Source organism: Mammaliicoccus lentus (assembly GCF_002902755.1).
In the GTDB taxonomy this organism is placed as follows: Bacteria; Bacillota; Bacilli; order Staphylococcales; family Staphylococcaceae; genus Mammaliicoccus; species Mammaliicoccus lentus.
The window spans coordinates 160,713-175,197 of sequence record NZ_PPRS01000004.1 but is presented as its reverse complement, the minus strand read 5'-3'; the positions used below and the strand labels follow the sequence as shown (position 1 = coordinate 175,197).

Below are 14,485 nucleotides of genomic sequence, written 5' to 3'. Positions count from 1 at the left end.
GTTCCCTTAATATTTCAGATATATCACGATAACTCAATGCATATCTTAGATAGTAGCCAACGGCTACAGTGATAACATCCTTGTTAAATTGTTTATATATGAAATAGTTCATACAGAAGACTCCTTTTTGTTAAAATTATACTATAAATTCAACTTTGCAACAGAACCGAAACTTTTAAGGAGGTACTATATATGTGCACAAGTATAGCTGTCGTAGATAAATTTCTTTTCATCGAAATAAATAAGAGTGAAAGGAGTTAAAAATATGGGTGTTTTTTCAATTTTTGTTATTAATAAAGTTCATTATAAACCAAACCTAAATTACTGGTCATGATGAACTTTGTAATCTGTTCATTATGATTCATAAGGAGCAGAATATAATGAATAACAAAAATCCCAAAGATACGCAGAACTTTATAACCTCTAAGAAATGTATAAATGAAATATTAAAAAATATTATTATTACAGCAGATGATAACATTGTTGAAATTGGAACTGGGAAAGGTCATTTTACGAAAGCTTTATCAAAAGTAGTTAAGTCTGTAATTGGCGTAGAAATCGATAAGTCTTTATATTATAACTTGAAAAAGGATAGTAAACTACAAGATAATATACAACTTATTAATCAAGATATATTAAATTTTCAATTCCCTGATAATAAAGATTATAAAATTTTTGGTAGTATTCCTTATAATATTAGTACTGAAATTATTAAAAAAATACTGTATGAGAGTAAAGCAGAATACAATTATTTAATTGTAGAATTAGGATTTGCTAAACGGATTCAAGATAAAAATAAAGCGTTAAGCCTACTATTATTGCCTAAAATGGATGTTGAAATCTTGAAAGTAATTCCTAACAAATATTTTCATCCCAAACCTAAAGTAGAATCGGCATTAATATTATTAAAAAAACATAAACCTTTAATTTCGGCAAAAGACGAAAAAATTTATCAATTCTTTGTATATAAATGGGTAAACAAAGAATATAAGAAATTGTTTACAAAAAACCAGTTTAAGAAAGCATTAAAAAATGCAAATGTACAAAACTTAAATAAAATATCGAAACAACAATTTATCTCTATTTTTTATAGTTATAAATTATTTAATTAAACTCACATTAGAATATAAATTCTTAACACCAGATTGGTGGGATATTGATGCCACACAATATGGTTTATTAAAAAAATGGTCTGTTAATAAAAACGGCAGCTTTATTGATAATATTAAAATTTCATCTGTAACTATTGAAGATTTAAAAATGTCACAAAAACCTTTTATTAGTTTTAAATTAGGTGTAAAAAAAGATGCTGAATATAAAGGTGGACTTAATATATTCGGAAAAAAATTTGGTAATTATGATAAAAATATAATAATGAAGGTAATTATATAATTACTCTCGAAGTAGAAATTCAATTTCAAACATGAATTTCTACTTCTTTTTATTCGACAGAATTCCTTCATTGATTCTATATTAAATGCTTATATCCAGATCAATCTAGAATGATATTTTAAAGTAGAATTAGTAATATAAATTTTTGATGAGTTAATTATCATAGTTATGATAAAATAGCCTATTTTAGACAATCCTTAGTGTATATCTGTATATCACTTTATGTTTACAGCATTTTAATACCGACTTAATACGTAATCAATAGTTCCTTTGTAAAATTAAATAGTAATATATAATTTTAAAATATTATAAGTAAATTATGTTATTACAAATTTATTGTGGGTACATTGTTTTTAACAACTACGGAAAACAAGGAGACGTATATGAGTTTTAATTATCTAGATTATCCTGAAGATCAAGCTAAACTTAGTAAGTTTCAGCGTAAGGTAAAAATTGTTTCTGCTGGAGGAACGTTCCTTGATGGATTTGATTTAACAATTATAGCTGTCGCTATGCCATTGATTATTAAACAATGGAGTGTTAGTCCAATTGAGGAAAGTTTATTAACAGCTTCAGCCATTATCGGTTCCTTCATTGGTGCTGCATGGCTCGGTAAATTAACGGATACATTAGGAAGAAAGGCTATGATTACCGTTGATTTAATAGCCTTTGTATTATTTGCTGTTTTAACAGCAATAGCACCTAATGCATTATATTTAATTATATTTCGTTTCTTTCTTGGTATAGGTATAGGTGCGGACTATCCTATTTCTTCCACTTTAGTGTCAGAATTTAGTTCCTCGAATAATCGAGGGCGACAAGGAACCTTTTTAGGTATGATGTGGTTTGTTGGTGCAGTTTTCGCTTATATTACTGGAATGCTTTTAGTACCATTAGGCGATGATGCATGGCGTTATATGTTTTTAGTAGGTGGATTACTTGCTGTAATCATCTTTATTTTTAGAATAGGACTGCCAGAATCACCACGTTGGTTAGCATCTAAAGGCCGTGAAGAAGAAGCACAGAATATTATTTATCAGCTTACTGGTAATAAGGTGAAAGTAGAACCTGTAGTCAATAAAAAGGTAAAAGTAAAAGAATTATTTACTGAAAAATTTAGAAAGAGAACTATTTTCGTATGTGGTTTTTGGTTTTGTTATGCTACAGCATATTATGGCATTTCCATGTATACGCCAACTATTTTAGCTTCAGTTACTGAAGGAACATTAAATCAAACATACATAGCTTCATCTATTGTAAGTATTTTAGGTTTAATCGGCGCGCTTATCGGTTCATATTTAGTTGATAGATGGGGACGAAGACCACTTCTGATAACATCATTCTTTGGATTAACAGTAGGTTTAACTATATTGACGTTAAACCCCAATCCTACTTTAATGTACTTAGTAATTTTATTTAGTGTAGCAGTTTTATTTTCAAATATGGGTGGAGGTATTTTAAATTTTGTATATCCAACAGAGTTATTCCCAACAAATATACGTGGAACTGCATCAGGATTTGCTACATCGGTTAGCCGTATAGGATCTATTTTAGGTGTGCTTGTTTTCCCAAACTTTGTTGCATTATGGGGCAATCAAGTAGCATTAGGCTTCTTTTCTTTAATAGGTTTGGCTGGTTTCCTAATTACAATTTTTCTAGCTCCTGAAACAAAAGGTAAGAGATTAGAAGAAATCAATGATGAAAATTAATAGAAAAATGTCACGTACAAAGGAGATTATTCAAGTGGAAAAATGGATTAGTTTATGGTCTATTGGACAAGAGTATAGTTTAGAAGACATAAAGCAAATTAAAGAACATGGCTTTAACGGTGTTGAAATTTGGGCAGAACATCATTTAGCAGAGCAAGCTTTCAAGTATGCAAATGAATGTGATTTACAAATTGGCTTACATCTACCTTTTCATGATTTAAATTTAGCTACACAATATGATGAGATAGCAGCGTATACGCTAGCATTAACAAAAAAATGGATGAAGAAACTAGCATATTATAATGGAAGTCATGCTGTTATTCATGGAGGTCAAGCAATGGCCTCTGAAGATTTGGATAAAGTCTATCCGAAAATGATTGAACGATTAAAAGAATTGAGCGACTTTTCTCTAGCCAATAATGTTGAATTACTTTTCGAGAACCAAATACCTGATGGGCTAAACTATATGCATATATTACCTTCTAATATTGAAGAATGGCTAGATGTGTTAAATAAAACAAACACTAAAGCTTGTTTAGATGTTGGGCATTTAGCTATTCAAGGTGACGAATTTAAAGACACAGTAAACAGATTAGGTGGATTACTTAAATCAATTCATTTATCCGATAATGATGGAAAATCAGATTTACATTTACTACCTAACGATGGAACAGTTATACAAAATAATATAATAAATGTTTTAAGTAAACAAAATTATCAAGGACCAGTTGTTTTTGAAATAAACCCTTATAAATATTCATTAAAAGATATTTTAGAGCATCCATCTGTTAAAGAATTTAATATTTAATTAACCGCCCTTTCACTTACCATTATTTTACAATTAAGTTATTTTAAATAATGGTTATTAATGTTATTATATTGATAAATATTATTTGAAAGGAAGGTTATACATATATGGAAAATTCTAATGCAAATCAAACAAGTGCAAAAACATCAGACTTACCTCTTTTAAATCACTTTAGTAAGTTAAGAGAAAACCCTAAATGGATTGTAAAATTAATTATATTCACTATTTTGTCATTTATATCTTTACTTTTGACGAATTATATAACTGATAATACTGAGATACTTAAAAAAGCTGGTTTGGATTCATCTCAAATTGAACAACAAAATGAAATGGATATAGGGACTTTAATTGGCCAAACTGTTGGTGGTGTCATTTTTGGCTTATTAATTATCTTTTTAATATTCTTAATTGTTTCAAAAATTATGAAATCTGATGCACGCGCAATTCATATTTTTTCAGCTTCTATTTCATATTTAATTATTACTACTGCTTTTTCAATAATTGTTTATGGTATACAAGCATTATTTGGACTAACGTTACCTGATACACAGATTGACAGTCTAAATGTTTTTGATAAAGGAAATCAATATTTGTCAGTTTTTAATTTATCAGGTTTATTATCAGCATATTTAATCTTTGCTGTGTATTATGGGACAAGTAAGTTATCTAAAAAAGCTTCTATTATTTGGGCAATTGTTGCTTTAATCGTAACTATTGGCTTTGGATTAATCAGTGCATCATTTATTAATGCGATTCAAGGTTTAGTCTAGTATGTGTTAGCCTTTCACAATTTATTTTGTAACAATACTTTTTAGAGCGGGATAGAAACCTTTTACGAAAATAAAACTTCTAACCCACTCTTTTATTTAATTTAATATATTTAACTTCCTATTTAATACTTCTTCCATTAACGACCAACCTTCACGATCATCTCCAGTTGGATCATAAGGTTCAAATCCATAGTTTAAGTACATATTTATCGCTTGATAACTTGTCGTTTGCGTTGTTAAATACACTTTATTATGGTTTTCTTTTATTAATGTATTCAATGCTGCGGTTAACAAAGGTTTAGATAATTTCTTCCCTTGATATTCTGGTTTTATTGCAACAAAATGTATTCGTCCTTTTTGTTCACCAGTTCCATCTAAGTCTCCGAACCAAGCTGATGTTGTTCCAATTGCTTCTCCATCTTCATTCTCTATGAAAAGACATCTATGTTTCATTTCTTCTATATTAGAGCCGAATTCTTTATCGAATCTTTTGAGTGCATCCTCGACTGTTTTAAATTCTTCAGCAGCAGTTTCTATTTTTGCCCACTCTATTTCATCGCCTTCTCTAAATTTTCTGATTGAATAGCCTTCAGGTAAATCAAATTGTGGGATATTTTCTAAATTATCTCTGAACATCTTCAACTTAATTCTTTTCATTTTGTAACCTCCAGTTTTATAATTCACTAAAAATTATATCTAATATATACAATTAAACCAAAATATCTACTGTCATATGGCATTCATTTTTTTAATACGATTGAAATAAAAGACATTTGCTTTTTATTTCGTTGTAACCTATGAGATGAAAATTGATGTTAAAGTGTATTAAGTAATTACGAAAGAGATAAAAAATAATCGATTGCATATGGAGGAATATTTTACTATGAAAAAATTATTAATCGCATCAACTGCAGCAGCAAGTATTATTACAGCTGGATTTAGCGCTAACGCTGATGCAAGTGAATATACAACAACTCAAGCAACAGAAGCAGCATCTACTAACGAAGTATATAAAGAATTTATCGCAGCTGGTGGAACAAAAGCATTATGGGATAACATTGTAATGCCAGAATCAAGTGGTAATCCAAATGCTGTAAACGAACTTGGATACAGAGGCCTTGGTCAAACTAAAGAATCTTGGGGCACTGGAAGTGTTACTGAGCAAACTAAAGGTATGATCAATTACGCTAAGGAACGTTATGGCTCTGTAGAAGCAGCAATTGCATTCCGTCAAGCAAATAACTGGTGGTAAAATTTAAATCATAAGCATTTTCAAATATAAATAATAAAAACTCCCAATCTAGATGTGAAATCTAACAGATTGGGAGTTTTTTAATGCCTATCGCATTTTAAAAGTTTTATTTTTGACATTTTCAGATGATAGTTCTATACTCAACTTGTATCTAAAATAAATACAAGTGAGGTTATTAATATGAAAATAGGTATCGTAGCAGCTAATGGAAAAGCAGGACAACTTATTACTAAAGAAGCTATTAATAGAGGTTTAGACGTTACAGCTATAGTACGTAACAAAAATAAAACTGTTGCTGAAAAATCTATTATTAAAGATTTGTTTGATTTAACGTCAGAAGATTTAAAGCCATTCGATGTTATAATTGATGCTTTTGGTGAAGTACGTGAAGATAAATTACATTTACATCAAGATTCTGTTCACCATTTAAATAAATTACTATCAAATACTGATACAAGATTAATTATTATAGGCGGTGCTGGTAGTTTGTATGTGGATGATAAATTAGAAACACAACTATATAACACCCCTGATTTCCCTGAATCATATAAACCACTTTCTATAGCTCAAGGTAAAGTGTTAGATGACTTGCGTAAAAGAAATGACGTACGCTGGACATTTGTTAGCCCCGCTGCTGAATTTATTGCGGACGGAGAAAGAACTGGAACATATATTTTAGCTGGAGAAAAATTTACTTTAAATGATAATGGTGAAAGTAAAATTAGTTACGCAGATTTTGCTATCGCAATGGTAGATGAAGCTGTTAAAGGCGACCATATTCAAGAAAGAATTTCAGTTTTATCAAAATAAATGCCTCAGCCCTCTCGCTTTTATTAAGCCTCATAGTTATAATGAATATGAATCTAAGAGGTGATAAAGCGTGAACACTCAAATTTCAGTTGGTATTCATATACTGTCTTTGCTATCTATTAATGAAGAGCCCCTTTCAAGTAAATATTTAGCAAGTAGCATAAATAGTAATCCAACACTTGTAAGAAAAATATGCAAATATTTGAGAAACGGTAAACTGATTGAAAGCCAACAAGGTAAGTCAGGTTATCAATTATCTAAACCAGCAAATAAAATAACTTTAGGTGATGTATACCAACTTATACAAGAAGAAGAACATTTCCTAAAAATACATCAAGATACAAACACTAAATGTGTCGTCGGTAAAAACATTCAATCTACTTTAGATAATATATACAGTGAAGTGGATTCAAAAATTATTAAAGAACTCGATCAAACAACTATAGATGACTTATCCAAACAAATATTAAGTCGATAAAAAAGCTCCTTTCAAAGTTTACACATATAGTGTCTAATTTGAAAGGAGCTTTATATATGAGTAAAGAGAAGAATAGTCTCAAGTTCTAACGGGCCAGTTAATTTTATCTAGCTCGTTACATTTTCTAACAGGCTAGACTTTTCAAACAAGCACGTTAGCTCTGTATTTTCCAAACTTAAAATTGACCTCCACTACTATCACTACCACCTTTAAAGTATTTTCTTTCTTCTTTATTAAATACTTGATCTGGGTCCATATATGGCTTTAATTTATATTTTCCTTTTGATAAATTCAAACCATCTATTGCAATTCTATCTTGTGTAACGGCATGGGGTGTTAACTGTTCATATGCTTGTGGTCCAACTGATGCTATCAGTTTAAAACCTTCTTTTTCTGATAAATACTTAAATGCTGGAGAACCAATTTCTACTCTTGCTCCGAAAGGATAAATGAATAAATCAGTCTTACCTATAATCGGTTCTACTTCTTTCTTCCATCTCTTAGTATCTTGAACAATTTGATTATAACTACTATTTGTAAAGTTTATATGGCCATAAGAATGACTGCCAAATTGCCACCCGTCACGCTTCATGACTTTCACTATTTCTTTAGCGTCTTGCTTTCTTTCTTCATAGTCTTTACTGTCTAATTCATTTGTACGATAACCCAGTACGCCCTCGTAGCCTGTTAATGCAACAACACCTTTAGCGCCTTTATAAGAGAAATCTTTATGCTCTTTAACATACTCATTTAAAATTGGTACAATTGCTTCTTGTGAAGATTTAACGGTCTTCCCGTGATCATCTGTTGATTCTGAAATCACTTCTTTATTTTCATTTAATACGAGTCGATTAACATTACCATTTTTACGCATATAGTCATAATAGTTCATATCATCAATTGACAAAATTAAAGGTTTTTTCCCTTTTGGTAACTTTAACTCTTTCTTCTTAACTTTATCTCCTGAAAAATCATAAGCATCATGAGGATCTATTAAAATATAATTATTCTTATGCAGTTCTTTAATCGCAGCTTCAAATTCATGTGTTGTTAACATCCAATCAAAATATCCTTTTGCTTGTTCTCCTGTAAACGCACGTTTAGGATAAGGTACATTAGGATGGACAAACAAGTGATGGATAACGCCATTATATGGTTCCAAACTTTTTTCGTCTTCTTTATCTTGTTTAGCATCATATTTTTGCGAAACTTTATTTTCAGTAGCCTTCTTTGGTGCTTTATTCGTTTTCTGTTCATCTTGTTGACAACCGGAAAGTACTGTTACGATAACTATTAAATATATAATACTGTTTAGTATTTTTTTCAAGAAGTCCCCATCTCCTTTTTGAATATATTTATAGTTATAATACTAGTGTTATTTCCAATTAATGTAAAGCGAGATAAATAATAATTTAATTATAAAATAATATAAAGATTAAAATATGTAGAAGATTATTGAATGCGTGGCATAATATGGCAAGTTCAAAACGCTTAGTCAAAATATAAATTGCGCCAAATACTAAACCTAACCCACAATAAATTAAAAATTCCCCGACGTTTAAAGGTCCATGTATCAAGCCAAATAGAACACTAGACACTATATATCCAACTAATAAATGATCTCTAAAAATACCTTTCATAATAAGCATCCTAAAGATGAGCTCTTCAAAAATCGGTCCTAAAATTACGAAAATTATAATGGATATCATGATAGGTAAATATTTTAAATCTTGATAAACCTCTAATTGATTATGTGGCTGACCAATTATTAATGAAATTGACCAGTAAATAACAAGACCAATTAAAGTAGCACATAACATATATAACAAATGTGTACGTTTAATTGGCTTTACTTCAAAAATATTTAATTTAAACTTTTCTATAAGATATAGTGACAACCCAAATAACACAACGCCTAAAAGCAATATCCATAAATTTTGAGCCAGACCAATAGAAGTGTACGCTCCAGTTAGCATGATAATGAGTAATATAGATTGCCAAAATACATATTTATATCTTTTTGTAGATATTAGATTCGTATCATTTAAAACTCTGTTTAAGTTCATTTTATTCTTCCCCATTTTTAATAAAGCCATCCCTAATTTATATCAATTCTTTTATATTATTATACCAATAATCTTAGTTAAACACTTTTATTTCATAGGAATTTTTAAAATAAATGAAGATCCAATATTAATTTTACTTTCAACTTCTAAAACACCATCCATTTGATGTGCTAAATTTCTCGCAATATACAAACCTAACCCAGACCCGCCGGTAGTCTTGTTTCTAGATTCTTCAACTCTATACGTTCTATCAAAAATACGGTTTAAATGTTCGCTCGCTATACCCGGCCCATCGTCAGACACAGTTATAACAAGAATATTCCCCGCTTCTTGATTCACTTTTAACTCTATTCTTGAACCAGGGCTTGTAAATTTTATCGCATTATCAATGATATTCAATAAAATACGTTCTAATGGAACCCGATATTGTTTAAAGGATTGCACCTCATCACATAAATTAACATCAATCGTTCTCGATTCGCACGCGGCTTGTTGTTCATAAGTTTGTAATATAGAAACGAACAACTTATCTATATAAATCGTTTCAAGTTCATAATTGTTCCTTGAAACAGTATTCAAACTCATAACACTCGTTAATTCATCAAACATAGTAGCTATTCTTTGCGATTGCTTAATTAATACATCGTAAGCTTTATTTTGCTCCTCTTCTGTTGAAATAACACCATCTTTGAGACCTTCCGCATATGAGGTAATGCTTGCTAAAGGTGTTTTTAAATCATGTGATAAATTTTGTACCATTTCTGATTTTTCCTGTTGTTCATGCTTCACTTGTTCAATTTGTGTTTCAATATTTCGTGCCATCGTATTAAATGAATGACTAAGTTCTCTCATCTCTTTCGGACTATCAATATTAAGTTCTGTTTCATTATAATGACCTTGGGCTACACGTTTTGTCTGCAAATTCATTAAACGAATCCGTCTGACGAGCGGATTAATAAATAAAATACAAATAGCCGTTGTTAAACAACTTGCGATAATAGCGCTTATAGTTAGTAACAACGTTGTATGAGCATCGAACCACATCCATTTATATGCAACCGTTAAGATGGCTGTCGTTAACACAATGCTACTTATAAATGCAATTAATATTTGAGTTCTGATTGTTAACATTTATTTCGCCCTCTCGAATTTATATCCCAATCCCCAAACTGTTGTAATAACATAATCGTGGAAATCTTGTCGTTCTAACTTTTCTCTAATTCTACGTATGTGTACATTCACTGTATTCGCATCTTCGTAATAGTCATATCCCCAAACTTTCTCTAATAATTCAGATTTAGAAATAACTGTTTTTTCACGTTCAGCTAAATACCATAATAAATCAAATTCTCTTACACGTAGTGGAATCTCTTCATCGTTTATTTTCAATACTTTCTCTTGTTTGCATAATGTCATGGAATCGAATGTTAAATAATCTTGTTTATTAAATTTTCTACTACGATTTAATAAATTATGTGATCTTAAAATTAATTCTCTAGGACTGAAAGGTTTCTTTATATAGTCATCTGCCCCTAAAGTTAAAGCATAAATTGTGTCATTTTCTTGTGTCTTTGCTGTTAAATAAATGGAATATCAAGACTTTGTTCTCTCATCTTCTTAACCACTTCATAGCCATTTACCTCAGGCATCATAATATCCAATATCATCAAGTCAATAGAATCATCTATTTGCTCAATTGCTTCTTGTCCATTTGTTCCTGTAATTACTTGATGCCCTTCATATTCAAAATACGTTTTACAGATATCCAGAATATCTTGTTCATCGTCTACGATTAGTATTTTTGCCATGTTGTCATCCTGCTTCCTTCTTATTAAACTTATTGATAAATGTTTTTACAGATGTTGAATTAATACATTCTTTATTAAGCGCAATAAATATAAATCCAGATAATTGTACAGGGTATGTAAAAATCATATCTGCTAGAATGTTATTAATCATAATAAATATACCAAATAGAGCTGCAGAATACTCTAGGAAACCTATGATGAGAGCCAAACCAATCATTATTTCACCAATAGGAATAATCCATTCCCAATAAGAAGTGTAAGGTTCAATAATAATTTTAAAGAAATGTTTATACCATTTTGGAGAGTCTTGGTTTTGTGCAATGACTTTAGTAAGACCACCTAAACTGAAACCACCTGTTAACTTTTCATAACCTTGTCTTAAAATGTATATACCACTTACAATGCGTATGATTAAAAATATAATTTGATATAATTTTTTCATGATGTTTTCTCCTTTATATAACATGATAGGGAAAAACGGTTTACCCGAATTCCCCTAATAGAAGTAATTTTTTATTTTAATTTGGCACTACCGAATGTTACATGCGCTTTATTACAATATATTGTTACTTCGTTATATTTTGAAACATCCATATCTTTTAAATCAAAAGTTTGTTCCATTTTGTCATAATCTACTTTATCAATTTGCATACCGTTCTCAACATCGCCATCTTTTGTTAAATAAACATGTAAGTCTGGACCTTTAGAAGATTTATAATCAGTAAGCATTAATTTATGATCTTTAATAGTTGCTTTACCTTCAACCATTTCACCATTCATAGACTTAAACATACCAGACATCATCATATCGTCTTTTTTCATATCTTTATCTTTCATGTCCATGTCTTTGTCTTTCATCTCTTTGTCCTTCATATCCATGTCTTTGTCCATTTCTTTATCTTTCATTTCACTTTTTGTTTCCATTTTTTCGTCTTTTTTCATATCGTCATTACCACATGCACCTAATAAAATCGTAGTTGAAAGTGCAAGTGCTCCTATAGCTGTAGTTGAAAATTTCATTTAACACATCTCCTTTTAATTTGATATGTTAATTGTATAAAGTACAGCTCTATTAAACCATTAACTGTTTATTAACTACTATAAAGTAATTCTTAAATATTTATTTCCTTAATTTCATTTGTTGCACTTCGACTTACGAGTACTTTTTTAGTCATGTTAATAAACAATCCTGTTTCTACAACTCCAACTATAGATTTAAGTGCATGATTTAACTGCTCAGGGTGATGAATTTCTGAAAAATCACAATCAAGAATATAATTTTGATTATCAGTAACAAAAATCTCTTCTTCTTTTTTTCTTAAAATTGCTTTACATCCTAACGACTCTATAGATTGCGCTGTAATTTTCCATCCAAATGGTATGACCTCTATCGGCAACTTAAACTTACCAAGTGTTTTGACTACTTTTGATTCATCTACAATAACGATAAATTTTTTAGCTGCATCAGCAACTATTTTCTCCCTTAATAGCGCACCGCCGCCACCTTTAATCAATTGTAAATTCTCATCCACTTCATCTGCACCATCAATTGCGATATCTAAACTTCTTATTTCTGAAAAATCACTAAGAGGAATTTCAAATTTTTTAGCCCATTCTGCTGTTTTTTCAGATGTAGGTACACAAACAATATTTAATCCTTCTTTAACCCGCTCACCTAAATGTTTAATAGCATAATACATCGTAGACCCAGTACCTAGACCTACTTTCATATCATCTTCTATATATTGAATAGCCTCTATCGCTACACTTTCCTTTAACTCATCTTGATTCATTATGGACACCTCAATCTATATTTATATGTTTAAAATTCAACTTAACATCATTATAAATATACATAGTGCAAACATCCTAACGTATTGATTGAGAATACTTTGATATTTCATAAAAAATCACCCATAAAAATTAGAATTGTATCTAAATTTTATGGGTGACTATCATTTTATATTTATTTTGTAGGGTATCTATGTGAAAACATACAAATTATTATTTTGTATTTGAAGGTTCTTCATCTGTTCTTGGTAACGGGTAAAAACCGGCATTAAATTGTTTCCATAATGGTTCTGTTAATTCATGTTTGTCTGTTCTTTCAGGATCGAACATAGATACAATTTCATCTTCTTTACCTTGTTTAATTTTGCTAATGAATTCGTAATCTAATAGCAATTCTCTACCTAAAGCGATAAGAGGTGCACCAGTTTCAAGAGCAGCAATAGCATCATCAGCTGTAAATATAGAGCCAATACCTATTAATGGTACACGACCATTTATCCAATCTAATAATAATTTAACACGTTGTTGCCCTTTATATTCACCTTCTCTTGTTTCAGAGTGAATATCCATTAGAGATACGTGTAAATAATCTATCGGTTTTTCAGATAATGTTTTGACAAGTTGTTCAGTTAATTCCATAGAAATACCTGGAGATTCTACTTCTTCTGGAGAGAAGCGATAACCTACTATAAAGTCTGGTGTAGCATGTTCATTTACAACTTTTGTTACTGCATCTACAACTGCTAGAGGGTAACGTAAATGTTCGCCCCACTCATCATCTCTTCTATTATAGTAAGGTGAGAAGAATTGATGGATTAGATAGTGGTTGGCACCATGAATTTCAACGCCATCAAATCCCGCTTCAATTGCGATACGTGTTGCTCTTGCAAATGATTCAATAGAATGTTCAATTTCTTCTACAGTTAAAGGTCTAGCTTTATGTGTCTCTTTTTGACCGAACCCTCTAACTTCTACTTCACTCGGTGCAGCAACGTCGCCATCAGGTGTTAAACCAGGTAGTGACATTGCACCGCCGTGATGAATTTGAATTAATGCTTTAGCACCATTTTTCTTCATAACTTCAGCTTGCTTAGATAATCCACTTATATCCGCTTCTTTAGAAACAGAAGCTTGTCCAGGAAATGCTTGCCCAAGCGGTTCAACATAACTTGCTGCAGTCAAAGCAATCCCAACATCTTGAGATCGTTTTTCTATATATGGTAATTCAATATCAGAAATACTGCCATCATCATTAGAAGACACATGTGTTAAAGGTGCTAACACAAATCTATTTCTTAATACTTCACCATTCGGTAATTTTAGTTCTTTAAATAAAGGTTCATATTTCGCATTCATTTTTTAAGTCCTCCTTATGAAATAACACTATAACATCATTATTTTAGAAGTTACTAATTTAATGCTTATAGCTATGGTAGGAATTTTATAAAAAATTTAATTCCATTCTAATTCAATACAAAAAGGGAGTGGGACAGAAATCTCATTTTAATAAATAGATTTCGTAGTCCCACCCCGGAAAGGATGACTAGGATTGGAAAAAGCTTGATATAAGCGCATTTTCAATCCAGTCAGCTACTGCCATT

Annotated in this window: 17 protein-coding genes and 2 pseudogenes; 9 read left to right on the top strand and 10 right to left on the bottom strand. The window is 30.4% G+C overall.

Annotation, left to right across the window (positions count from 1 at the left end):
• Positions 1 to 112: pseudogene (locus CD135_RS02340) on the bottom strand (IS6 family transposase); the annotation flags it as partial.
• A 153-nt stretch (positions 113 to 265) separates the two neighbouring features.
• Between CD135_RS02340 and CD135_RS13310 the strand changes: the two are divergent.
• The 6 genes from CD135_RS13310 (at position 266) to CD135_RS02320 (ending at position 4,679) form a co-directional block, all read left to right on the top strand.
• Positions 266 to 334 carry an erythromycin resistance leader peptide gene (locus tag CD135_RS13310; RefSeq protein WP_115344056.1) on the top strand — a complete coding sequence of 23 codons (69 nt, stop codon included), beginning with the start codon at positions 266 to 268 and terminating at the stop codon, positions 332 to 334.
• 46 nt (positions 335 to 380) lie between these two features.
• Positions 381 to 1,112, top strand: a complete 732-nt coding sequence (erm(43), locus tag CD135_RS02335; protein ID WP_103268737.1) for a 23S rRNA (adenine(2058)-N(6))-methyltransferase Erm(43) — start codon at positions 381 to 383, stop codon at positions 1,110 to 1,112.
• Positions 1,113 to 1,260: 148 nt separating this feature from the next.
• Positions 1,261 to 1,392 carry a hypothetical protein gene (locus CD135_RS13135; protein ID WP_256933676.1) on the top strand — a complete coding sequence of 44 codons (132 nt, stop codon included), beginning with the start codon at positions 1,261 to 1,263 and terminating at the stop codon, positions 1,390 to 1,392.
• 383 nt (positions 1,393 to 1,775) lie between these two features.
• Positions 1,776 to 3,101, top strand: a complete 1,326-nt coding sequence (locus CD135_RS02330) for an MFS transporter (RefSeq protein WP_103268736.1) — start codon at positions 1,776 to 1,778, stop codon at positions 3,099 to 3,101.
• 34 nt (positions 3,102 to 3,135) lie between these two features.
• Complete coding sequence (locus CD135_RS02325) at positions 3,136 to 3,909, top strand: sugar phosphate isomerase/epimerase family protein (protein WP_103268739.1); 774 nt, start codon at positions 3,136 to 3,138, stop codon at positions 3,907 to 3,909.
• Positions 3,910 to 4,016: 107 nt separating this feature from the next.
• On the top strand, positions 4,017 to 4,679 hold the full coding sequence (locus CD135_RS02320; RefSeq protein ID WP_017000665.1) for a YIP1 family protein: 663 nt from the start codon (positions 4,017 to 4,019) through the stop codon (positions 4,677 to 4,679).
• A 96-nt stretch (positions 4,680 to 4,775) separates the two neighbouring features.
• Here CD135_RS02320 and CD135_RS02315 read toward each other — a convergent pair whose 3' ends face one another.
• Entirely contained in the window at positions 4,776 to 5,336 is a 561-nt protein-coding gene (locus CD135_RS02315; RefSeq protein ID WP_064211496.1) for a GNAT family N-acetyltransferase, read from the bottom strand.
• A gap of 226 nt (positions 5,337 to 5,562) precedes the next feature.
• Here CD135_RS02315 and CD135_RS02310 point away from each other — a divergent pair, with 226 nt between their 5' ends.
• The 3 genes from CD135_RS02310 to CD135_RS02300 all read left to right on the top strand — a co-directional run bounded on the left by CD135_RS02310 (position 5,563) and on the right by CD135_RS02300 (position 7,219).
• Complete coding sequence (locus CD135_RS02310; RefSeq protein ID WP_017000663.1) at positions 5,563 to 5,931, top strand: aggregation-promoting factor C-terminal-like domain-containing protein; 369 nt, start codon at positions 5,563 to 5,565, stop codon at positions 5,929 to 5,931.
• 180 nt (positions 5,932 to 6,111) lie between these two features.
• Complete coding sequence (locus tag CD135_RS02305; RefSeq protein WP_103268735.1) at positions 6,112 to 6,741, top strand: NAD(P)-dependent oxidoreductase; 630 nt, start codon at positions 6,112 to 6,114, stop codon at positions 6,739 to 6,741.
• A 70-nt stretch (positions 6,742 to 6,811) separates the two neighbouring features.
• Positions 6,812 to 7,219, top strand: a complete 408-nt coding sequence (locus tag CD135_RS02300) for an Rrf2 family transcriptional regulator (protein WP_103268734.1) — start codon at positions 6,812 to 6,814, stop codon at positions 7,217 to 7,219.
• Positions 7,220 to 7,394: 175 nt separating this feature from the next.
• On the opposite strand, the gene CD135_RS02295 is transcribed toward CD135_RS02300, so the two are convergent.
• From CD135_RS02295 to CD135_RS02260, 8 genes and pseudogenes are all read right to left on the bottom strand, one after another.
• The gene (locus CD135_RS02295) at positions 7,395 to 8,546 is read right to left on the bottom strand and encodes a polysaccharide deacetylase family protein (protein WP_103268733.1); all 1,152 of its coding nucleotides are present in this window, start codon (positions 8,544 to 8,546) and stop codon (positions 7,395 to 7,397) included.
• A gap of 85 nt (positions 8,547 to 8,631) precedes the next feature.
• On the bottom strand, positions 8,632 to 9,285 hold the full coding sequence (locus CD135_RS02290) for a CPBP family intramembrane glutamic endopeptidase (protein WP_103268732.1): 654 nt from the start codon (positions 9,283 to 9,285) through the stop codon (positions 8,632 to 8,634).
• A gap of 87 nt (positions 9,286 to 9,372) precedes the next feature.
• On the bottom strand, positions 9,373 to 10,416 hold the full coding sequence (locus tag CD135_RS02285; RefSeq protein WP_103268731.1) for a sensor histidine kinase: 1,044 nt from the start codon (positions 10,414 to 10,416) through the stop codon (positions 9,373 to 9,375).
• Positions 10,417 to 11,093: pseudogene (locus CD135_RS02280) on the bottom strand (response regulator transcription factor). It abuts the gene before it with no gap.
• Between the two features lie 4 nt (positions 11,094 to 11,097).
• Positions 11,098 to 11,535 carry a DoxX family protein gene (locus CD135_RS02275; RefSeq protein ID WP_017000656.1) on the bottom strand — a complete coding sequence of 146 codons (438 nt, stop codon included), beginning with the start codon at positions 11,533 to 11,535 and terminating at the stop codon, positions 11,098 to 11,100.
• 71 nt (positions 11,536 to 11,606) lie between these two features.
• On the bottom strand, positions 11,607 to 12,113 hold the full coding sequence (locus CD135_RS02270; protein WP_017000655.1) for a DM13 domain-containing protein: 507 nt from the start codon (positions 12,111 to 12,113) through the stop codon (positions 11,607 to 11,609).
• Positions 12,114 to 12,205: 92 nt separating this feature from the next.
• Positions 12,206 to 12,886, bottom strand: a complete 681-nt coding sequence (rpiA, locus tag CD135_RS02265; protein ID WP_103268730.1) for a ribose-5-phosphate isomerase RpiA — start codon at positions 12,884 to 12,886, stop codon at positions 12,206 to 12,208.
• Positions 12,887 to 13,097: 211 nt separating this feature from the next.
• Positions 13,098 to 14,240, bottom strand: coding sequence for an NADH-dependent flavin oxidoreductase (locus tag CD135_RS02260; protein WP_103268729.1), 1,143 nt, complete (start codon positions 14,238 to 14,240; stop codon positions 13,098 to 13,100).
• Positions 14,241 to 14,485: the final 245 nt, after the last annotated feature.